Origin of the sequence: Stenotrophomonas acidaminiphila (assembly GCA_002951995.1) — a bacterium.
Lineage (GTDB): Bacteria > Pseudomonadota > Gammaproteobacteria > Xanthomonadales > Xanthomonadaceae > Stenotrophomonas > Stenotrophomonas acidaminiphila_A.
In genome coordinates, this window is sequence record CP019797.1 from 1,162,857 (window position 1) to 1,181,377 (window position 18,521).

An 18,521-nucleotide genomic window follows, 5' to 3' on the forward strand; every position below is an offset into this window, starting at 1 on the left:
GGCGCATGCCGGGCCTTTGCGTTCTGGCGTCTGCTGCCGCGTACGCCCGCGTGGCGGGCCCGCTGCGGCGATGGCGGTGTCCTGCCGACGGTGGCCGCAGCGCCGGCCTGCGGCCCGCGCTGGCGTCCGTCGCGGGCGACTCAGTGCGCCCGGCGAAGCGGCGCCGCCGCGCGATGCCGTTCGCGCAGATACAGGAACAGCGGCAACGCCAGCGACGGCCCGACCAGCAGGCACGACAGCGGCAGCCACAGCCGCGGCATCGCCAGCCTGCGGCCTTCGGCGACCACCAGCACGGCCACGGCGATGCCCGAGACCAGCACGTCCGCCCAGGCAAAGGCGGCGATGCGGCCGGAGGTGGCCTGCTGCACCAGCAGCGGCAGGTCGAGGCCATGCGCGGACAGCCACGGAACGAACTGCGACAGCGGCAATGCCGTGCCGGCGATGCACAGAAGCAGGTAGAGGAACTTCACGGTGTCTCCTGACGTGGGGAATGCGCCATGCGGCTGGGCGCTGCCGGCATGGAGGGGCGGTGGGACGGTACGCGCGCCGGTGCGCCACACCGGTAGCGCACGCATTGCTGGCCGGTGCGGGTGGCGACGCGCCGGCGCCGGTCCGCGGAACGCTGGAAGCCCGCGCCGGCGCGCCAGGTCGCACCCCCGCCGGACAGCCCGGCGCTCAGCGCCGGCCCGGTGTCGCCGCGAACCACGACGGCTTTTGTCGGACCGTCGCTTTCCCGGCAGGCGAGGGGGCGGGGCGCGATACGCAGGGCAGGCTTGTCCGCGTCCGACGCGCAGGCGTCGGGGCTTCCGGCCCAATGCCCGGTGAAACGCGCCGGTACGGCCACCCTGCCAGCGCCCGCCAAAGCCGGCAGTGGCGGCAGTGGCGGCAGCCACAGGGTCAACCACAGCAGGTTATCCATTGCTCTCCCTGGCGATCCCGCGCGGCGAGCCGCAGGGCCGGTCGGCCGGCCGCGCTCACCGTGGCGCGTATTGTGCGGCATGCAGCCGGTCACCGGGGCCGCTGCGGCGCTGCCGCGGAGATGCCGGCCGCGGTCGGTCGTGGTATTGATCGGCCACGCCACGGGATGGCGGATCATCGATCAACGGGAGGCACGCATGGTGCCGGAAGCAGGCGGCGCGCACGCGCCGCTGCAGTGGACAATCGCCGCGCTGGCATTCGCCGCGCACCTGCTGGTCGCCGCGCGTGCGCTGACCCGCGCCAACCGCACCCCGGCCTCGCGCGCGGCCTGGGTGGCGGTGGTGATGCTCGCCCCGGGGCTGGGGATGCTCGCCTACCTGCTGCTGGGCGAGACCAGCATCGGCCGCGCGCGGTTCCGCCGGGTGGAACAGGTGCTGCGGCGGATGACGGCGGCCGCGGCCCTGGCGCCGCCGCCCGCAGCGGTTGCGGTGGTGGACGGCGCGGTGCCGCTGCTGGAACTGGCGCGCACCATCAACGGCCTGCCGGCGGTGGGCGGCAACCGGGTGGAGCTGCTGGGCGAGGAGGGCAGCCCGGCCGATGCGCCCGAGCGCGATTGCCGCCGCGCGCTGGACGCGCTGGTCGCCGATATCGAACAGGCCTGCGAGAGCGTGCACATCGCCGTCTACATCTGGCTCGACGACGGCGCCGGCGGCCGCCTGGCCGACGCGGTGGCCGCCGCCGCACGGCGCGGGGTGGCGTGCCGGGTGATGGTCGACGCGCTGGGTTCGCGCGCCTTCATCGACGGGCCGCGCTGGCAACAACTGGCCCAGGCCGGGGTCCGGCAGCTCAAGACGCTGGACGACATCCATCGCCTGCAGCACGTGGCGTTCAGCCGCATGGACCTGCGCGACCACCGCAAGATCGTGGTCATCGACAACCGCATCGGCTACTGCGGCAGCCAGAACCTTGCCGATCCCGAGTTCCGGATAAAGCCGGCGCAGGCGCCGTGGATCGACCTGCTGCTGCGCTGCCAGGGGCCGGTGGTGGCGCAACTCCAGTTCCTGTTCCTCAGCGGCTGGATCCCGGAAAGCGGCGAAGCCGGGCTGGATGGCTACGCCGCGGCGGCGGCCCCGGCGTGGCACGACGACGGCTGCGTGGCGATGGCCTTCGAGACCGGGCCGGTCGCGCGCCACAACGTCATGGCCGACGTGTACGTGGCCTGCATCTACGCGGCGCGGCGCGAGCTGGTGATCACCACGCCGTACTTCGTGCCCGACGAGTCGATCCTGCGCGCGATCTGCGCGGCGCCGCGGCGCGGCGTGCGCACCACGCTGGTGCTGCCGCGGCGCAACGACTCGTGGCTGGTGGGGCAGGCCAGCCGCAGCACCTACGGCGACCTGCTGCGCAGCGGGGTCGAGCTCCACGAGTACCCGCTCGGCCTGCTGCATGCCAAATCCATGACCGTCGACGGACAGGTCAGCCTGGTCGGCTCGGCCAACATGGACCGGCGCAGCCTGGAGCTGAATTTCGAGAACAGCCTGCTGGTCGCCGACCCGCGGGTGACCGCGGCGATCCGCCAGCGCCAGCAGCGCTACCTGTCGGTGTCGGTGCCGGTGACCATGGAGCAGGTCCAGCGCTGGTCCTTCGCCACGCGGCTGGTGCAGAACGCGGTGGCGATGATGTCGCCGGTGCTGTGAGCGCGCCGGCCCGGCCAATCAGCCGGCCGGGCGCGCGTGCGCGCGGGCGCGCAGCAGGCCACGGAACTCGCCGAGCAGGCGCGCGTCGACCAGCCGGTTCTTCTCGCGGTTGAGGATCGCCAGCGCGTCGTCGGTGTGCATCGGGCCCCGGTAGGGACGGCGCGAGGTCAGCGCGTCGTAGCCGTCGGCGATGGTCAGGATGCGCGCCTCCAGCGGGATTTCCTCGCCCTGCAGGCCGTGCGGATAGCCGCTGCCGTCCCAGGCTTCGTGGTGGTGCAGGATCAGCCGCGCCACGGCGGCGGCGTCGTCGCGGCCGGTGGCCGCGAACAGGCGCGCGCCGCGCTCGGGATGGGTGCGCATCTTCTCCATCCGCGGCTCGTCCAGGCGGCCGGGATGCAGCAGCACGTCGTCGCGGATGCCGATCTTGCCGACGTCGTGGAAGCGCGCCGCCAGCGCCAGTTGCTCCAGCTGCGCGCCGGACAGGCCGCAGCGTTCGCCCAGGCCATGGGCGAGCAGCGAAACCCGGTCGCAGTGCTGGTCGGTGTAGCTGTCGCGCTCGTCCAGCGCGGCGGCCAGCACGGAGATGCCGCAGCTGTCGTTTTCAAGGGGAATGGACAGGCCCGGGGCCGAGAAGGTCGAAGACATGGAGCGCCGCACCGCAGTGGGAAAACGGCCTGGCCGGGAGGAGGGCGGCTATTGTCCTCGCCGCCCCCGTTCCTGGCAAACCTCTCATCCGCTCACGCCGGGCGCAGGGTGGCCAGCAGCGCGCGGGCGGCGTTGAAGCGGTCCGCGCCTTCCGGCAACGGGTGGCGGATGCGCAGCTTGTCCGGGCCGTCCATCTGGTAGAGCCTGGGCTGCTTCTGGATCAGCTGGATCACCGCCATCGGGTCGATGTCGGGCTTGGCCTCGAACACGATGCGGCCGCCGTTCTCGCCCAGTTCCAGCTTGCGGATGCCCAGCGCATTGGCCTGCAGCTTGAGCTCGGCAATGGCGAACAGGTGCTTGACCGCATCCGGCAGCAGGCCGAAGCGGTCGATCATCTCCACCTGCAGTTCGCGCAGGGCGGCGCTGTCGCGCGCGCTGGAAATGCGCTTGTACAGGGTCAGGCGGGTATGCACGTCGGGCAGGTAATCCTCCGGGATCAACGCCGGCACGTGCAGCTCGACCTCGGCACCGCGCACTTCCTCGCCGGCGTCCAGGTCGGGCAGCTTGCCGGAGCGGATCGAACGCACCGCGCGTTCCAGCAGTTCGGTGTAGAGGCTGAAACCGACTTCGGCCATCTGCCCGCTCTGGTCCTCGCCGAGCAGCTCGCCGGCGCCGCGGATCTCCAGATCGTGGGTGGCCAGGGTGAAGCCGGCGCCGAGCTCGTCCATCGAGGCGATGGCGTCCAGCCGCTTCTGCGCGTCGGGGGTGATCGAGCGCTTGTCCGGTACCACCAGGTACGCGTAGGCGCGGTGGTGCGAGCGGCCGACGCGGCCACGCAGCTGGTGCAGCTGGGCCAGGCCGAAGCGGTCGGCGCGGTTGATGATGATGGTGTTGGCGTTGGGGATGTCGATGCCCGACTCGATGATGGTGCTGGCCAGCAGCACGTTGAAGCGCTGCTTCTGGAAATCCAGCATCACCTTTTCCAGCTCGCGCTCGGGCATCTGCCCGTGGGCCATGCCGATGCGCGCTTCGGGCACCAGCTCGGACAGTTCGCGCTGCATCCGGCCCATGCTCTCCACGTCGTTGTGCAGGAAATACAGCTGGCCGCCGCGCGACAGTTCGCGCTGGAACGCCTCGCGCAGCTGCGCGTTGTCCCATTGGGTGACGAAGGTCTGCACCGCCAGCCGGTTCGGCGGCGGGGTGGCGATGATCGACAGGTCGCGCAGCCCGGCCATGGCCATGTTCAGCGTGCGCGGGATCGGCGTGGCGGTGAGCGTGAGCAGGTGCACGTTGGCGCGCATCGCCTTGAGCGCTTCCTTCTGGCGCACGCCGAAGCGCTGCTCCTCGTCGACGATGACCAGGCCCAGGTCCTTGAACTTCACGTCCGGCTGCAGCAGCCGGTGGGTGCCGACGATCACGTCGATGCTGCCGTCGGCCACCTTGTCCAGCTCGGCCTTGATCTCCTTGGTGCTCTTGAAGCGCGACAGCACTTCGACCTTGAGCGGGTAATCGGCGAAGCGGTCGCGGAAATTGCGGTAGTGCTGTTCGGCCAGCAGCGTGGTGGGCACCAGCACCGCCACCTGCTTGCCGCCGCTGGCGGCGGCGAAGGCGGCGCGTACGGCCACCTCGGTCTTGCCGAAGCCGACGTCGCCGCAGACCACGCGGTCCATCGGCTGCGACGACTGCAGGTCGCGCAGGGTGGCCTCGATCGCGGCCAGCTGGTCCGGGGTTTCCTCGAACGGGAAGCCGGCGGCGAACGGCTCGTACATGGCGCGGTCGATGTCCAGCGCCAGGCCGGCGCGGGCCTGGCGCCGGGCCTGGATCTCCAGCAGCTCGGCGGCGACGTCGCGCACCTTCTCGGCGGCCTTGCGCTTGGCCTTGGCCCACTGCTCGCCGCCGAGCGAATGCAGCGGCGCGGTTTCCGGCGAGGCGCCGGAGTAGCGGCTGATCAGATGCAGCTGCGCGACCGGCACGTACAGGCGGTCGCCCTTGGCGTACTCGATCTCCAGGAATTCGCCGGGCATGCCGCCCACGTCCATCGCGATCAGCCCGCGGTAGCGGCCGACGCCATGGTCCTCATGGACGATGGGCGCGCCCTCGGTCAGTTCGCCGAGGTCGCGGATGATCGCCTCCGGCTCGCGCCCGGCGCGGCGGCTGCGGCGCGGCTGGCCGGCGCGCTCGGGGAACAGCTGGCGCTCGGTGAGCACCGCCAGCGGTGGCTCGGCCAGGGCGAAGCCGTCGTCCAGCGGCGCCACGGTGATCGCGAAGCGCGGCGTGTCGGCGGCCAGGAACGCCGGCAGCCCGGGCACCACCGGCGGCCGCAGGTCGGCGGCCTGCAGCACTTCCAGCAGCGCCTCGCGGCGGCCCGGCGAGTCGGCCGCCACCAGCACCCGGCCGGGGTAGTGCTCGAGGAAGGACTTCAGCGCCTGGCCGGCGGGGGCGTCCTTGGCCGCCACCGGCAGCGGCGGCAGCGGCTGGTCGCCCAGCGCCTGCGCTTCGGCGATGCGCGGGTGGTCGGCCGGCCACACGTCCACCCGCGGCTGCCGGTTGAACTGCTCGCGCAGGCTGTCCGGCGACTGGTAGATCTCCTCCGGCGGCAGCAGCGGCCGTTCGATGTCGTGGCGGCGCTGCTCGTAGCGGCTGCCGGTCTGCGCCCAGAACGCGTCGGCGGCCTCGCCCACGCCGGGCGCGACCACGGTCAGGAAGCCGCTGGGCAGGTAATCGAACAGGGTGGCGGTGCGCTCGAAGAACAGCGGCAGGAAGTATTCGATGCCCGACGGCAGCACGCCGGCCTTGAGGTCCTGGTAGAGCGGGCTGCGGCGGGTGTCCACGTCGAAGCGCTCGCGCAGCGTGGCCAGCACCTTCGCCAGGCTGGCCTCGTCCATCGGCACTTCGCGGCCGGGCAGCATCTTCACCGCCGCGACCTTGTCCAGCGAACGCTGCGATTCGGGGTCGAATTCGCGGATCGAGTCGATGTCCTCGTCCAGCAGCTCGATCCGCAGCGGCGCGTCGGCGCCCATCGGGTAGACGTCGAGCAGGCCGCCGCGCACGGCGAAATCGCCCGGATCCATCACCTGCGGCACGTGGCGGTAGCCCGCGCTCTCCAGGCGGCGCTTTTCCGCGTCCATGTCCAGGCGCTGGCCGACCCGCAGGTCGAAGCTGCCGCCCACGATGTAGCTCAGCGGCGCCAGCCGCTGCAGCAGGGTCTGCACCGGCACCACCACGATGCCATGGGTGAGCCCCGGCAGCCGGTGCAGCGCGGCCAGGCGCTGGGAAATGATGTCAGGGTGCGGGCTGAACTGGTCGTAGGGCAGGGTTTCCCAGTCCGGGAACGGCACCACCGGCAGCGTGGCGTCGTCGCCCAGCAGGGTCTGCAGGTCGGCCACGGCCTGGTGCGCACCGTGGTTGTCGCGGGTGACCAGCAACAGCGGCTTGCCATGCGCCTGCGCGGCACGGGCCACGTGCCAGGCCAGCGCGCTGGTCGATGCGGGGGCGCGCCACCAGGCGCGGAGCTGGCCCGCACGGGGCAGCGGCGGAACGGGATAGGAGGTGGGGAGCGACATGACGTCGCTGATTTTATAGGAGTGAGTGGAGAGGAGTGATGAGTGAGAAAAAGCAGGGGCAAGTGAAGATGCGTGAGTAGTGAGAAGGGGCAACGGCAACGGCCAAGGCCGGGGTTGAAAGCCAAAGCCGTCCTTCCCGCGAAGGTGGAAATCGCGCTTGCTTCCCGCTCCTGCCTCTTCTCACTCCTTTCGCTCACTCCCGCGCTTCAGCCACCTGTGGGGCAAGAGCGATCTCCGCCGTCGCGGAGATGACGGCTTCTGCTCCTGCTTTTTCTCACTCATCACTCCTCTTCACTCACTCCTGGCCCTCAGTTGGCCAGTTCCAGCACCATGCGCACCAGGCCCGGGGTGCCGGACGGATGCGGCACCTGCTTGAAGCCCAGCGAAGCGGCCAACTGCAGCATCGGTTCGTTGTCCTGGGCGATGTCGCCGTACATGCGGTCCAGGTACTTGCCGCGCGCCCACTTGACCAGCTTGCGCATCAATTGCCGGCCCAGGCCCTGGCCGGCCAGGAAGCGGCTGACGAGGATGGCGTACTCGGCGTCGCGGGTGCCGGGGATGATCGAGGCGCGGGCCACCGCGCCGACCACGGCCTCACCCGGCGGCAGCGGCTCGGCCGCGACCAGCGAGATTTCGGTCTTGGGATTGGGATGGGTCAGGCGCTGGGCGGTTTCGTCCGACAGCACGTCAACGGCCTGCAGGAATCGGTCGCGGACTTCCTCCGGCCCGAACAGCGCGAATGCGCCCTGCAGCGGGGCACCGTCCTCGGGGCGGATGGGACGGATGAGCAGTTCCCGGCCGCTGGGTGCCTTGAAGTTTTCATGCCACGGGGGCATGCGGTTGCGGGTAGCCATGACTGCGGTTCCTCCAGAGTCCACCGATTCTTGCACCTGTGGCGTGAGGTTCTGTGAACGTGATTCAACCGTGGCGAGCGGGGCCGCCCAGGGGCCACGCGCCATGCCGGCAGGTCCGCCGCGGCCACCGCCGTCGCGCGCTGGCCCGGCTCAATCGCCGATTTTTATCCATTCCAGCCGGGTCGAGGCGCCGGCTTCGCCCAGTTCGCGCTGCAGCACCGGCAAGGCCGGCGCCAACGCCTGGTCGAACTGCCAGGGCGGATTGAGCAGCAGCATGCCGCTGCCGTTCAGGCGCAGCGGCGAATCGTCCGGGCGCACCATCAGTTCAGCCACCAGCGCCGATTTCGCCGGCAGCGCGGCGGCCTTGCGGAAGAACGGCAGCAGGCTGCGGCGCTGCTTGATCGGGTACCACACCGCGCATTGCGCCTGCGGCATGCGCGCCAGGATCTCGCGCAGGGTGGCGATGATCTGCGGGTATTCGGCGTCCTGCGCCTCGTAGGGCGGGTCGATCAGCACCAGCGCGCGGCCGATCTTCGTCGCGCCGGCTTTAGGCGGCAGCAGGGCGCGGATGCTGTCGTAGCCGTTGCCGGCCAGCACCTGCACGCGGCGGTCGCGCGCGAACAGCTCCCTCAGCGCCGCGGCCTCCTCCGGCTGCAGTTCGCAGGCGGCCAGCCGGTCCTGTTCGCGCAGGGCCTGGGCGGCCAGCAGCGGCGAGCCGGGGTAGGCGACCAGGCCACCCACCGGGTTGTTGGCCTGGATCGCGCGCAGGTAACGCTCGACCACTTCCGGCAGGGCCGGCGCGGCCATCAGCCGGCTGATGCCGACGTCGGCCTCGGCGGTCTTGCGGCTTTCCTCGGCCGACAACAGGTAACGGCCGCGGCCGGCATGGGTGTCGAGCACGAAGAACGGCGCGTCCTTGCGCTTGAGCGCATCGATCAGGGCGAGCAGGACGATGTGCTTGAGCACGTCGGCATGGTTGCCGGCATGGAAGGCGTGGCGGTAGTTCATCGGTGCAGTGTACGGGCGCCGCCCCGGGGCGGCTATGCTGGCGCCATGTCCGAACAGCCTGCCCGGGTGCTCGTCGTCGAAGACGAGGCCGCCATCGCCGATACCGTCCTGTATGCGCTGCGCAGCGAGGGCCACGCGGCCGAGCACTGCGCGCTGGGACGGCTGGCGCTGGAGCGGGTGCGCGCCGGCGGCATCGACGTGGTGGTACTGGACGTGGGCCTGCCCGACCTGGGCGGCTTCGAGGTCTGCCGCCAGCTGCGCACCTTCAGCCAGGTGCCTGTGATCTTCCTCACCGCGCGCAACGACGAGTTCGACCGGGTGCTGGGGCTGGAGCTGGGCGCCGACGACTACGTCGGCAAACCGTTCTCGCCGCGCGAACTGGTGGCGCGGGTGCGCGCGCGGCTGCGGCGGCCGGCGCAGCCGCTAGCCGCGGACGCCGAGCCCGGCTGGGTGCGGCAGGGGGTGTTCGCGATCGACCGCGAGGGTCGGCGGGTGCGCTACCGCGACGTGCCGCTGGACCTGACCCGTTACGAATACGCGCTGCTGGCGGCGCTGCTGCAGCGGCCGGGGGCGATCCTCAGCCGCGCGCAGCTGATGGAGCGCGGCTGGGACCATGCCAGCGACAGCGCCGACCGCACGGTGGATACGCACGTGAAGACCCTGCGCGCCAAGCTGCGCGCGGCGGGGGCGCAGGACGATCCGATCCGCACGCACCGGGGCGTGGGATATGCGCTGGATGTCTGACTGCGGAAGATCCAAGGCTTTCGCCGCCCTTCGGAGCGCGGGCTGTTTCTCTTTGCCCGTGCAAAGGGAAGCCGCCAGGGCAAAGCACGGGCCGGACGCGAGCCGATGCGATCAAGCCGCATCGGTTCCCTGTGCTCCTCGCGGGCCAGGGAGACGACGCACCGCGCGCTTCATTCAGATGTGTGCGCATGTTCGCTCCTCGGGTCGCCGCGGTACTCGGCCCGCTTTACGGCCATGGGAAGTCAGCATCCAGGAGCAAAAGCACAGTCGCGGCACCGGCCGGATGGCAATGCTGGACGCTGGCAGCCAAGAGCGGCGGAATGGCGTCAGCTGCTTTTGCCTTTCGGAATCCCCTTCCGCAGCGACGGAGCCGGCGGGAAAAACCCGAAGGGCGACGTGCATGGATGCACGTCGTTTTTCCACGCGATACGGATGCCGCGTAGAAAAATCCCGCCGGCGGAGTGGACCCGATGCGCTTGCGCAGCGGGCGCGGAGGCAGGGGCGTGCTTTCTCTTGGTTACTGTTCCTTGCACGAGCAAAGAGAACCAACTCGCTCGCCGAAGGGGACCGAAAGCGTTTGCTCCAGAAACGAAGGCGGCGATAAATGCGCCTGGGCCTGAAACTCTTCCTCGGCTTCTTCCTGATCGTCGGCATCGCCGCGTTCTTCGTGATGCGGGTGTTCGTCGACGAGGTCAAGCCGGGCGTGCGCCAGGCGATGGAGTCCACCCTGGTCGACTCGGCCAACGTGCTGGCGGTGATGGCCGCGCCGGATCTGAAGGCCGGGCACATCGCCGACGGCCGCTTCGCCGCGCACATGGCGACCGCGCAGCGGCGCGACCCGCGGGCGATGGTGTGGCGGTTCCCCAAGCGCAGCATCGACTACCGGGTCACCGTGACCGATGCCCGCGGCATCGTCGTCTACGACTCGCGCGGGCAGGACGTGGGCCGCGACAACTCGCGCTGGAACGACGTCTACCGCACCCTGCGCGGCCAGTACGGCGCGCGCTCGAGCCCGGGGACCCCGGGCGATGCCGACAGCACCGTCATGCACGTGGCCGCGCCGGTCTACGATCCGGACGATGGCCGCACCCTGATCGGGGTGCTGACCCTGGCCCAGCCCAATGACAGCATCGATCCGTTCATCACCGCCAGCCAGCGCGCCATCGTCGCGCGCGGCGCGTGGCTGATCGGCTCGGCGGCGCTGATCGGACTGTTGATGACCTGGTGGCTGGCGCGCGGCATCGGCAGCCTGAGCCGCTATGCGAAGGCGGTCAGCGCCGGCGAACCGGTGCCGCCGCCGAGGCCGCGCGGCGACGAGATCGGCGACCTCGGCCAGGCGCTGGAGACCATGCGCCGCAAGCTCGAGGGCAAGGCCTATGTCGAGCAGTACGTGCAGTCGCTCACGCACGAGATGAAAAGTCCGCTGGCGGCGATCCGTGGCGCCGCCGAGCTGTTGCAGGAACCGCTGCCCGAGGCCGACCGCCAGCGTTTCGCCGCCAACATCGCGCAGCAGGAGCGGCGCCTGACCGAGACCATCGACCAGCTGCTGCGGCTGGCCGAGGTGGAACAGCATGGCTGGCTGCAGCGGCGCAGCGCGGTGGACCTGGCGGCGCTGTGCCGGCAGCTCGCCGAGGACGCGGCGCCGCGCCTGCAGGCCGCCCGCCTGGCGCTGCACTGCGAACTGCCCGCGCACGCCAGCGTGCAGGGCGATGCGTTCCTGCTGCGGCAGGCGCTGGACAACCTGCTGGACAACGCCATCGCGTTCTCGCCGGAAGGCGGGCGGATCGGGCTGCGGCTGGCGGCCGCGCAGGGCGGCTGGGAGGTGGCGCTGTCCGACCAGGGGCCCGGGGTGCCGGACTACGCGCTGGAACGGGTGTTCGAGCGCTTCTACTCGCTGGCCCGCCCCGGCAGCGGCCAGCGCAGTTCCGGGCTGGGCCTGCCGTTCGTGGCCGAGGTCGCGCGCCTGCACGGCGGCCACGCGTCCCTGCGCAACGGCCCGGCCGGCGGGGCGCAGGCCACGCTGTGGCTGCCAATGACGTAGGTGCCGGGCTTGCCCGGCACGGGGCTGCGCCGGGAAAGCTTCATGCGGGGCAAGCCCCGCAGCTACGCCGGCGGTGATGCGTCATCGCCCAGCGGAGCAGGTTCCGGCGCAGGGCGGTCGGCGAAGACCGGATGGTCGGCGCGCGGCCGGTCCAGGTGGTAGCCCTGCACCATGTCCACGCCCAGCGCGCGCAGCATCTGCAGCGTCGCCTCGTCCTCGACGAACTCGGCCACGGTCAGCTTGCCCATGCCGTGCGCCACTTCGATGATGGCGCGCACGAACACCTGGTTGTCGCGCTCGCTGGGCAGGTCGCGGATGAACATGCCATCGATCTTGAGCACGTCGGCCTGCAGATTCTTGAGGTAGGCGAACGAGGAAAACCCGGTGCCGAAGTCGTCCAGGCAGATCGGGCAGCCGGTGTCGCGCAGGGCGGCGATGAAGCGCGCCGCGTCGCCCATGTCCGAGACCGCCGAGGTTTCGGTCAGTTCCACCAGCAGCCGCCGCGGCGCGACCTGCCGCTGGCGCAACTGGCCGCTGATCCATGCCGGCAGCTCGGGGTCGTCGAACGAGCGCCCGGAAATATTGACGGCGATGGCCGGCAGGTTCGGGTGGCTGGCCAGCAGTTCGATGCTGCGGCCGATCACCCAGCGGTCGATCTGCAGGATCTTGCCGCTCTTCTCGGCGGGTTCGATGAACTGCGCGGGCATGATGAGCTGGCCGGGGTTGGCCTCGTCCTCCATCCGGATCAGCGCCTCCAGGTGCGCCAGGCGGCCGTCGGCGGCGTGGTGCACGCCCTGGAAATGCAGGCGCAGCAGGTCGTGTTCCAGCGCGCGCGCGATGCGGTCGTTCCATGCCAGGCGGGTGGCCATCTCACGCGAGCTGTCGCGGTCGGGGCGGTAGACGTTCCAGCGGTTCTTGCCGGTGTGCTTGGCCTGGTACATCGCCGCGTCGGCATGGGCGACCAGGTCCTCGGCATTGTCGGCGTGGGTGGGGAAGTGGGCGATGCCCAGGCTGGTGGTCAGGCGCACGGTGTGTTCGTGCAGGCGCAGCGGCGTCTGCGAGATCCGCGCCACGATGCGTTCGGCCAGGTGCTGGGCGTCGTCCAGACTCGCATGCGGCATCAGTACCGCGAACTCGTCGCCGCCGAGCCGGAACAGGGTCTCGCCGCTGCGCACCAGGGTGCGGATCTCGACCGCCATGCGGTTCAGCACCGAATCGCCGGCGCGGTGGCCGAAGGTGTCGTTGATGTACTTGAACTCGTCCAGGTCGAAGAACAGCAGCGCGGCCTGGCTGGGGATGCGTTCGGCGGCGTGGAAGAAGCGCGCCAGCTCGTCCTCGAAGCGGCGCCGGTTGTACAGGCTGGTCAACGGGTCATGCTGGGCCAGGCGTACCAGCTGTTCGGCGGTCTGGCGCTCGTGGGTGATGTCCTCCTGCACCCACAGCCGGCCGATGAAGTGTTCCTGCGCGTCGCGCACCGGGTAGGCGTCGTGCATGACGATGCGGCCGTCGTGCAGGCGGATTTCCAGCCGCTTGTGCAGTTCGGGCGAGACCTTGGCCTCGTCCATGTGCCGGCGGAACTCCAGCGGGTCGATCATCAGCCGCTGCGACGCTTCCAGCCACTGGTCGGTGGTGTTGCCGACCACAGTGATGCCTTCGGGGAAATCCCACATGGCCAGGAACGCGGCGTTGCAGTAGGTGGCGCGGTTCTCGTGGCTGACGAACAGGATCCCCAGGTTCATCGCGCCGAGCAGCGCCAGCAGGCGCGCGCGCTCCTCCTCCAGCCGGGTCATGAACTGGCGGCGTTCGTCGATCTCGGTCTGCAGCGCCTGGGCGTGCGCGAACTGCAGGGCGCGCTGCTGCACCAGTTCCTCGACCATGTCGTCGAACGCGTCGGCCAGGTGCCCGAGCTCGTCGTTGCCCTGCATCGCGATCGGCCTGGGTTCGCGGCCCTGGCTGAGCTCGTCCACCGCCTGGGTCAGGCGGGTGAGCGGTGCCCCGAACAGCAGGCCGACCCGCCGCCGCAGCAGCCACATCGCCGGCAGCAGGCCGAGGATGCCGAACGCGGACACCGCCAGCAGGCCCCACATCAACACGTGGTCCACCCGTGCCTGCGGCAGCAGGAACACCTGGTACCAGCCGGGGCCGTGGATCCTGGACCATGCGACCCAGTGGCTGCCGTCCGGGGAGCGGCCCACGCCGTGGTCGCCGCGGCCATGGGCGATCATCCCGTGCACCTGGGCCAGCAGCGGGTCGTCGAGCGCGGACAGCTTCAGTTGCCCGTCGGCGGCGGCGATGCGGCGGCTGAACTGCGGGTGCGCGATGAGCGCGCCGTCGGCGGCCATGACCAGCTGCACGCCGGTGCTGTCGTTGTCGGTGGCGTGGTCGATCAGGCTCTGCACAAGCACATCGTGGCCGAGCGTGCCGACCCAGCGCCCCTCCCAGTCCAGCGGCTTGATCACCGACACCATCCAGGTATTGGCCTGCCGGTCCAGGTAGACCGGCGTCCAGAACACCCTGCGCTGCGGGTTGCGTCGCGGGTCCGAGCCCTGCATGGTCGGGTAGCCGGCATTGGTGGCGCTGGCGTCGGCGTTGCTGCCCCAGTCCATGCCATGCGCATAGACCATCAGCCCGTCCTCGACGAAGTCCATGTAGACCGAGAAGAACGGCGGCACCAGCGCCGGGCCCTGTTCGCGCAGCAGGTCGTAGGCGACCACCGCGCGCAGGCGCGCCGAAGCGTCCAGGCCGTGCGCGGGCTGGTGCAGGTACAGGGTGGGCGCGCGCTCCGGGTCCACCTGCCCGGGCTGCAGCCGCCACAGGCCGTCGGGGCTGCGCGCGAACAGGGTGTCGAAGCGGGCCAGCGCGGCCTGCCGGTCGGCGTGGTCCAGCCGCCACAGCAGTTCCCGCTGCAGCCGCTGCACGCTCTGTTCGGCCTGCAGGAACTGGCCTTCGCTGGCCCGGGCGCGCAGGTCGACGCTGCGCTGCGCGACCATCGGCACCACCCGGTCGGTGATCACCCGCATGGCCACGTAGCCGAATGCGCAGAGCAGCACGAGGAGGGCGAGGAACAGGCCCCAGATGCTCAGGGACAGCCGGTGGATCAGCGACGTACGCGACCTGGCATGCAGCACGTAGGGTTCCTTCGGGGAATGGCGGCGCAGCCAGAGGGTGCCGGGCGGCGGGACAGCGCGGATTCATACTATGTCGTGGCAGGTGTCCGCAACCGGCCGCTGCCGCCGCTGCGCGGCACTCGCCGCCAGCGGCTTCACCCCCACTTCAAATTCGCCACAAACCGCGCCCATCCGGCACGGCCACGCTGTGCCCGTTTCCACACGAGGACGGGCCATGACTTCCCTGAAACTGCTGTTGCGCTTCGCCGTGGTCGGCGGGCTGGCGTTGCTGCTGCTGATTCCCCTGCTGCTGATCCGCGGCACCATCGCCGAGCGCGAGCGCTACCGTGACCAGGCCATCGAACGGGTGGCGCAGAGCCGCGCCGGGGCGCAGTCGCTGATCGGCCCGGTGCGGGTACTGCCGTGGACCCAGCAGCGCGAGGTCGAGGTGGTCGAGGCGGGCGTGCGCAAGAGCGAGCTGCGGACCGAGCACGGCCATGACCTGCAGATGCCGCGGCAGTTGCGGATACAGGGCGAGCTGCGCCCGGACGAGCGCCGGGTGGGCCTGTTCCGGGTGCCGGTGTACAGCTGGCACGCGCGGGTGCAGGCCGAGTTCGCCGATGCCGCCTATGCCGCCGTGCCGGGCCGCGTCTACGGCCGGCCCTACCTGGCGCTGGGCATCGCCGACGTGCGCGGCCTGGTGGGTACGCCCAACCTGCGGGTGGACGGGCGCGCGCTGCCGCTGCACGCCGGCTCGCTGGCGCTGGAGGGCGCGTCCAAGGGGCTGCACGCCATGCTGTCGCCGCTGGGCCAGCCGCAACAGGGCACCCTGGCCGAGGGCCGCAGGGTGGAGCTGGAGTTCGTGCTCGACGGCACCCGCTCGCTGTCGGTGGTGCCGGTGGGCGACGACACCCGCGTGTCGCTGGCCTCGACCTGGCCGCATCCGCTGTTCGGCGGCAGCTTCGCGCCCAATGAGCGCCACATCGACGATGCCGGGTTCAAGGCCGACTGGGCGGTGTCCTCGCTGGCCTCGGCCGCGCAGGAACAGCTGCGCCGCGACCTGCGCAGCGATGGCGGCGCGGTCGAGGCGCTGGAGGTGGCGCTGGTCGACCCGGTCGACGTGTACACGCAGGTCGACCGCGCCAGCAAGTACGGCATCCTGTTCGTGCTGCTGACCTTCGTCGGTTTCGCCCTGTTCGAGCTGATCAGGCGGCTGCGGATCCATCCGCTGCAATACCTGCTGGTCGGGCTGGCGCTGGCGATCTTCTTCCTGCTGCTGCTGAGCCTGTCCGAGCACATCGTCTTCTGGCAGGCGTACCTGGTGTCGGCGCTGGCGTGCATCGGCCTGCAGGGTTTCTACCTCAGCGGGGTGTTGCGCAGCTGGCGGCACGGGCTGGGCTTTGCCACCCTGCTGACCCTGCTGTACGGGGTCCTGTACCTGCTGCTGGCGTCGGAGAACAATGCGCTGCTGATGGGCTCGCTGCTGCTGTTCGGGATCCTCGCGGCGATCATGTGGCTGACCCGCAAGGTGGACTGGTACGACCTCGGCGGCGGTCTGCGGTGAACCCGATGCGGTTGAGCACACGGTTGCTCCGGCGGCTGCGGCAAGGGCTGCCGCCGGGGCTGGCGGCAGCGGTGCTGCGGGTGGAGCAGGGCGCTGGCTGGGCCGCTTCGCCGCTGGCGGCACTGGGACTGGGGACGGCCCCGCGCCACGGCTGCCTGTGCCTGCAACTGGACGCAACGCTGGTCGAGCGGATCCGCCAGCGCGGCGCCGCAGGCCTGCCCGCGCTGGACGGCGCGGGCCGCTGGCAGGCGCTGGGTCGTCGTGGCCTGCGCTTCAGGGCGGTGCTGCGGGAACGCCAGGTGGTGGTGTGCGATGCCGTGCACCGGCGGCTGTGGCTGTTGTGGCGCGAACCGGGAGCGGCCCGGTGCGCACGCGGCTACTGAAGCTGGAACGGGGGCGCGATGCGTTTCCATCATGCACTGTCACTGCTCGCGATCGTCGCGCTGCCGCTGCTGGCCGGCGTGGCGGTGGCCATCGAGGCGGGGTACAGGAGGGTTCCGGCCGTCGGCGTGGTGTTGTCGGCGTTGCCCGCGATGGGGCTCGCTTTGATCGTCATCGTGCCGTTGGCATCCCGGTGTTCGGCGTCATGGGATGTCAGCCTGGCGATGCCACGGCTGCTCGCGCCGGAAGAACGCCGGACCTTGCGGCGCACGAGCGTGCTGTGCCCTACGGTCTACCGGTTCAGGCGCGATGGCCGCGGCGAATGCCTCGTCTCCGACGGGGATGGCGGTGCCCTGGTCGGCTGAGGTTGAGGCGCTGCTGCGCGGCAAACGCGCGGCGCTAGAATTCCGCCATGGACGCCTCTCCCTCCATCGCCGCCCTGCGCGGCACCGACCTGCTGCCGGTACTGGACGACGTGGCGCGCCTGCGCATCCGGGTATTCAATGACTGGCCGTATCTGTACCGGGGCAGCCTGGACTACGAGCGCGACTACCTGGCCGCCTATGCGGCCACGCCGGATGCGGTGTGCGTGGTGGCGCGGGCCGGCGATGAGGTGGTGGGCGCCTCCACCGGCCTGCCGTTGCTCGATGACGGCCCGGCGTTCCGCGCGCCGTTCGAGGCGGCCGGCATCGATCCGGCGCAGGTGTTCTATTTCGGTGAGTCGGTGCTGCTGCCGGCCTGGCGTGGGCGTGGCATCGGCCATGCCTTCTTCGACGCCCGCGAGGCGCATGCGCGCGCGCTCGGGCGCTTCGCGATGACCGCGTTCTGCGCGGTGGACCGCGACCACGACGACCCGCGCCGGCCCGCCGGCCACCGCGACAACGACGGGTTCTGGCGCAGGCGCGGCTATGCGCGGCAGCCGGGCATGACCCTGCACCTGTGCTGGGACGAGGTCGGTCGCGGCGAGCTGTCGCACGCGCTCACTGTCTGGACCCGTGCATTGGAGCCGGCCGCATGAAGATCGCCGTTGCCCGTTACCGGATCGGCGCTCCGGCCGGTTTCGACGCCTTCGCCGCGCGCCAGCGCCAGCAACTGGAGGCCGCCGCCGCGGCCGGTGCGCGCATCGCGGTGCTGCCCGAATACCTGTCGCTGGAACTGGCGGCCACCTTCGACGCGGGCATCCAGCGCGACCTGGCGGCGTCGCTGGCGGCGATCCAGCGTTACCGACAACCCTGGCTGCAGCTGTTCGCCGGCCTCGCCCGCGACCTGGACATGCACGTGGTCGCCGGCACTTTCCTGCTCGACACCGGTCATGGCCGCTACCGCAACCGCTGCGACTGGCTGACGCCGCAGGGCACGCACCTGTGGCAGGACAAGCTGCAGCTGACCGGCTTCGAGCAGGCCACCGGGCTGATCGACGGCGGCGACGTACTGAAGGTGTTCGAGATCGACGGCATCCGCGCCGGCGTGGCGGTCTGTTACGACAGCGAGTTCCCGCTGCCGGTGCGCGCCCAGTACGAAGCGGGTGCGCGGCTGCTGGTGGTGCCCAGTTGCACCGACACCGAGGCCGGCGCCACCCGCGTGCGCGTGGGCTGCCTGGCGCGGGCATTGGAGAACCGCATGTTCGTGGCGCAGTCGGTGACCGCGGGCGAGGCCGGCTGGAGTCCGGCGCTGGACGTCAATACCGGCGAAGCGGCGGTGTATGCGCCGATGGACCGCGGCTTCCCCGACGACGGCGTGCTGGCGCGCACCGCTGACGGCCAGCCCTGGACGGTCGCGGAACTGGATTTTGCCGCCTTCCAGGCCAGCCGCGCGCAGGCGCAGGTGGCCAACGACCGCGACTGGCCGGGGCAGTGGCGACCGGCGCTGCAACGCGCCGTGGTGTCGCCGGGCTGAGCCCGCGCCGGCGCTGCGCGGGCCCGCTGCGGCGGCAACGTGCCGCTGCCCATGCGCGACCATGACCATTGGCCGGCTCGGCCGCCGGCGGCGCTGGCTAGAC

General features: G+C 71.0%; 14 protein-coding genes. 8 read left to right on the top strand and 6 right to left on the bottom strand.

The annotated features are described in order from the left end of the window. Positions 1 to 140: 140 nt before the first annotated feature. A complete protein-coding gene (locus B1L07_05105; protein AUZ54585.1) occupies positions 141 to 470 on the bottom strand; it encodes a hypothetical protein in 330 nt (109 codons plus the stop codon). A gap of 678 nt (positions 471 to 1,148) precedes the next feature. Here B1L07_05105 and B1L07_05110 point away from each other — a divergent pair. Further along, positions 1,149 to 2,615, top strand: coding sequence for a cardiolipin synthase (locus B1L07_05110; GenBank protein AUZ56464.1), 1,467 nt, complete (start codon positions 1,149 to 1,151; stop codon positions 2,613 to 2,615). A gap of 18 nt (positions 2,616 to 2,633) precedes the next feature. On the opposite strand, the gene B1L07_05115 is transcribed toward B1L07_05110, so the two are convergent. The 4 genes from B1L07_05115 to B1L07_05130 form a co-directional block, all read right to left on the bottom strand. Further along, complete coding sequence (locus B1L07_05115; protein AUZ54586.1) at positions 2,634 to 3,260, bottom strand: HD family phosphohydrolase; 627 nt, start codon at positions 3,258 to 3,260, stop codon at positions 2,634 to 2,636. Between the two features lie 92 nt (positions 3,261 to 3,352). Further along, a complete protein-coding gene (locus B1L07_05120) occupies positions 3,353 to 6,823 on the bottom strand; it encodes a transcription-repair coupling factor (protein ID AUZ54587.1) in 3,471 nt (1,156 codons plus the stop codon). Positions 6,824 to 7,131: 308 nt separating this feature from the next. Then, positions 7,132 to 7,677, bottom strand: a complete 546-nt coding sequence (locus B1L07_05125; GenBank protein ID AUZ54588.1) for an N-acetyltransferase — start codon at positions 7,675 to 7,677, stop codon at positions 7,132 to 7,134. A gap of 150 nt (positions 7,678 to 7,827) precedes the next feature. Next, positions 7,828 to 8,685 carry a 23S rRNA (adenine(2030)-N(6))-methyltransferase RlmJ gene (locus tag B1L07_05130; GenBank protein AUZ54589.1) on the bottom strand — a complete coding sequence of 286 codons (858 nt, stop codon included), beginning with the start codon at positions 8,683 to 8,685 and terminating at the stop codon, positions 7,828 to 7,830. Between the two features lie 45 nt (positions 8,686 to 8,730). On the opposite strand from B1L07_05130, the gene B1L07_05135 reads away from it, so the two are divergent. Beyond that, positions 8,731 to 9,429 (top strand): two-component system response regulator CreB, encoded by a 699-nt coding sequence (locus B1L07_05135; protein AUZ54590.1) that lies wholly within the window; start codon positions 8,731 to 8,733, stop codon positions 9,427 to 9,429. A gap of 604 nt (positions 9,430 to 10,033) precedes the next feature. Further along, a complete protein-coding gene (locus B1L07_05140) occupies positions 10,034 to 11,470 on the top strand; it encodes a two-component system sensor histidine kinase CreC (GenBank protein ID AUZ54591.1) in 1,437 nt (478 codons plus the stop codon). 62 nt (positions 11,471 to 11,532) lie between these two features. On the opposite strand, the gene B1L07_05145 is transcribed toward B1L07_05140, so the two are convergent. Further along, on the bottom strand, positions 11,533 to 14,598 hold the full coding sequence (locus tag B1L07_05145; protein AUZ54592.1) for a hypothetical protein: 3,066 nt from the start codon (positions 14,596 to 14,598) through the stop codon (positions 11,533 to 11,535). A gap of 214 nt (positions 14,599 to 14,812) precedes the next feature. Between B1L07_05145 and B1L07_05150 the strand changes: the two genes are divergently transcribed. The 5 genes from B1L07_05150 to B1L07_05170 are packed head-to-tail and all read left to right on the top strand — an operon-like array spanning position 14,813 to position 18,418. After that, positions 14,813 to 16,141, top strand: a complete 1,329-nt coding sequence (locus B1L07_05150; protein ID AUZ54593.1) for a cell envelope integrity protein CreD — start codon at positions 14,813 to 14,815, stop codon at positions 16,139 to 16,141. Between the two features lie 23 nt (positions 16,142 to 16,164). After that, positions 16,165 to 16,524, top strand: coding sequence for a hypothetical protein (locus B1L07_05155; GenBank protein AUZ54594.1), 360 nt, complete (start codon positions 16,165 to 16,167; stop codon positions 16,522 to 16,524). Between the two features lie 18 nt (positions 16,525 to 16,542). After that, a complete protein-coding gene (locus tag B1L07_05160; protein ID AUZ54595.1) occupies positions 16,543 to 16,887 on the top strand; it encodes a hypothetical protein in 345 nt (114 codons plus the stop codon). Positions 16,888 to 16,934: 47 nt separating this feature from the next. Then, on the top strand, positions 16,935 to 17,540 hold the full coding sequence (locus B1L07_05165; GenBank protein ID AUZ54596.1) for a GNAT family N-acetyltransferase: 606 nt from the start codon (positions 16,935 to 16,937) through the stop codon (positions 17,538 to 17,540). Continuing rightward, on the top strand, positions 17,537 to 18,418 hold the full coding sequence (locus tag B1L07_05170; protein ID AUZ54597.1) for a nitrilase: 882 nt from the start codon (positions 17,537 to 17,539) through the stop codon (positions 18,416 to 18,418). The genes B1L07_05165 and B1L07_05170 overlap by 4 nt, the downstream gene beginning before the upstream one ends. The last annotated feature ends 103 nt before the right edge of the window (positions 18,419 to 18,521 follow it).

Bases quoted from the DNA above. Each gene is read 5' to 3' on its own strand.
- B1L07_05115 (AUZ54586.1), bottom strand. From the start codon at position 3,260: ATGTCTTCGACCTTCTCGGCCCCGGGCCTGTCCATTCCCCTTGAAAAC.
- B1L07_05120 (AUZ54587.1), bottom strand. From the start codon at position 6,823: ATGTCGCTCCCCACCTCCTATCCCGTTCCGCCGCTGCCCCGTGCGGGC.
- B1L07_05125 (AUZ54588.1), bottom strand. From the start codon at position 7,677: ATGGCTACCCGCAACCGCATGCCCCCGTGGCATGAAAACTTCAAGGCA.
- B1L07_05130 (AUZ54589.1), bottom strand. From the start codon at position 8,685: ATGAACTACCGCCACGCCTTCCATGCCGGCAACCATGCCGACGTGCTC.
- B1L07_05135 (AUZ54590.1), top strand. From the start codon at position 8,731: ATGTCCGAACAGCCTGCCCGGGTGCTCGTCGTCGAAGACGAGGCCGCC.
- B1L07_05140 (AUZ54591.1), top strand. From the start codon at position 10,034: ATGCGCCTGGGCCTGAAACTCTTCCTCGGCTTCTTCCTGATCGTCGGC.
- B1L07_05150 (AUZ54593.1), top strand. From the start codon at position 14,813: ATGACTTCCCTGAAACTGCTGTTGCGCTTCGCCGTGGTCGGCGGGCTG.
- B1L07_05160 (AUZ54595.1), top strand. From the start codon at position 16,543: ATGCGTTTCCATCATGCACTGTCACTGCTCGCGATCGTCGCGCTGCCG.
- B1L07_05165 (AUZ54596.1), top strand. From the start codon at position 16,935: ATGGACGCCTCTCCCTCCATCGCCGCCCTGCGCGGCACCGACCTGCTG.
- B1L07_05170 (AUZ54597.1), top strand. From the start codon at position 17,537: ATGAAGATCGCCGTTGCCCGTTACCGGATCGGCGCTCCGGCCGGTTTC.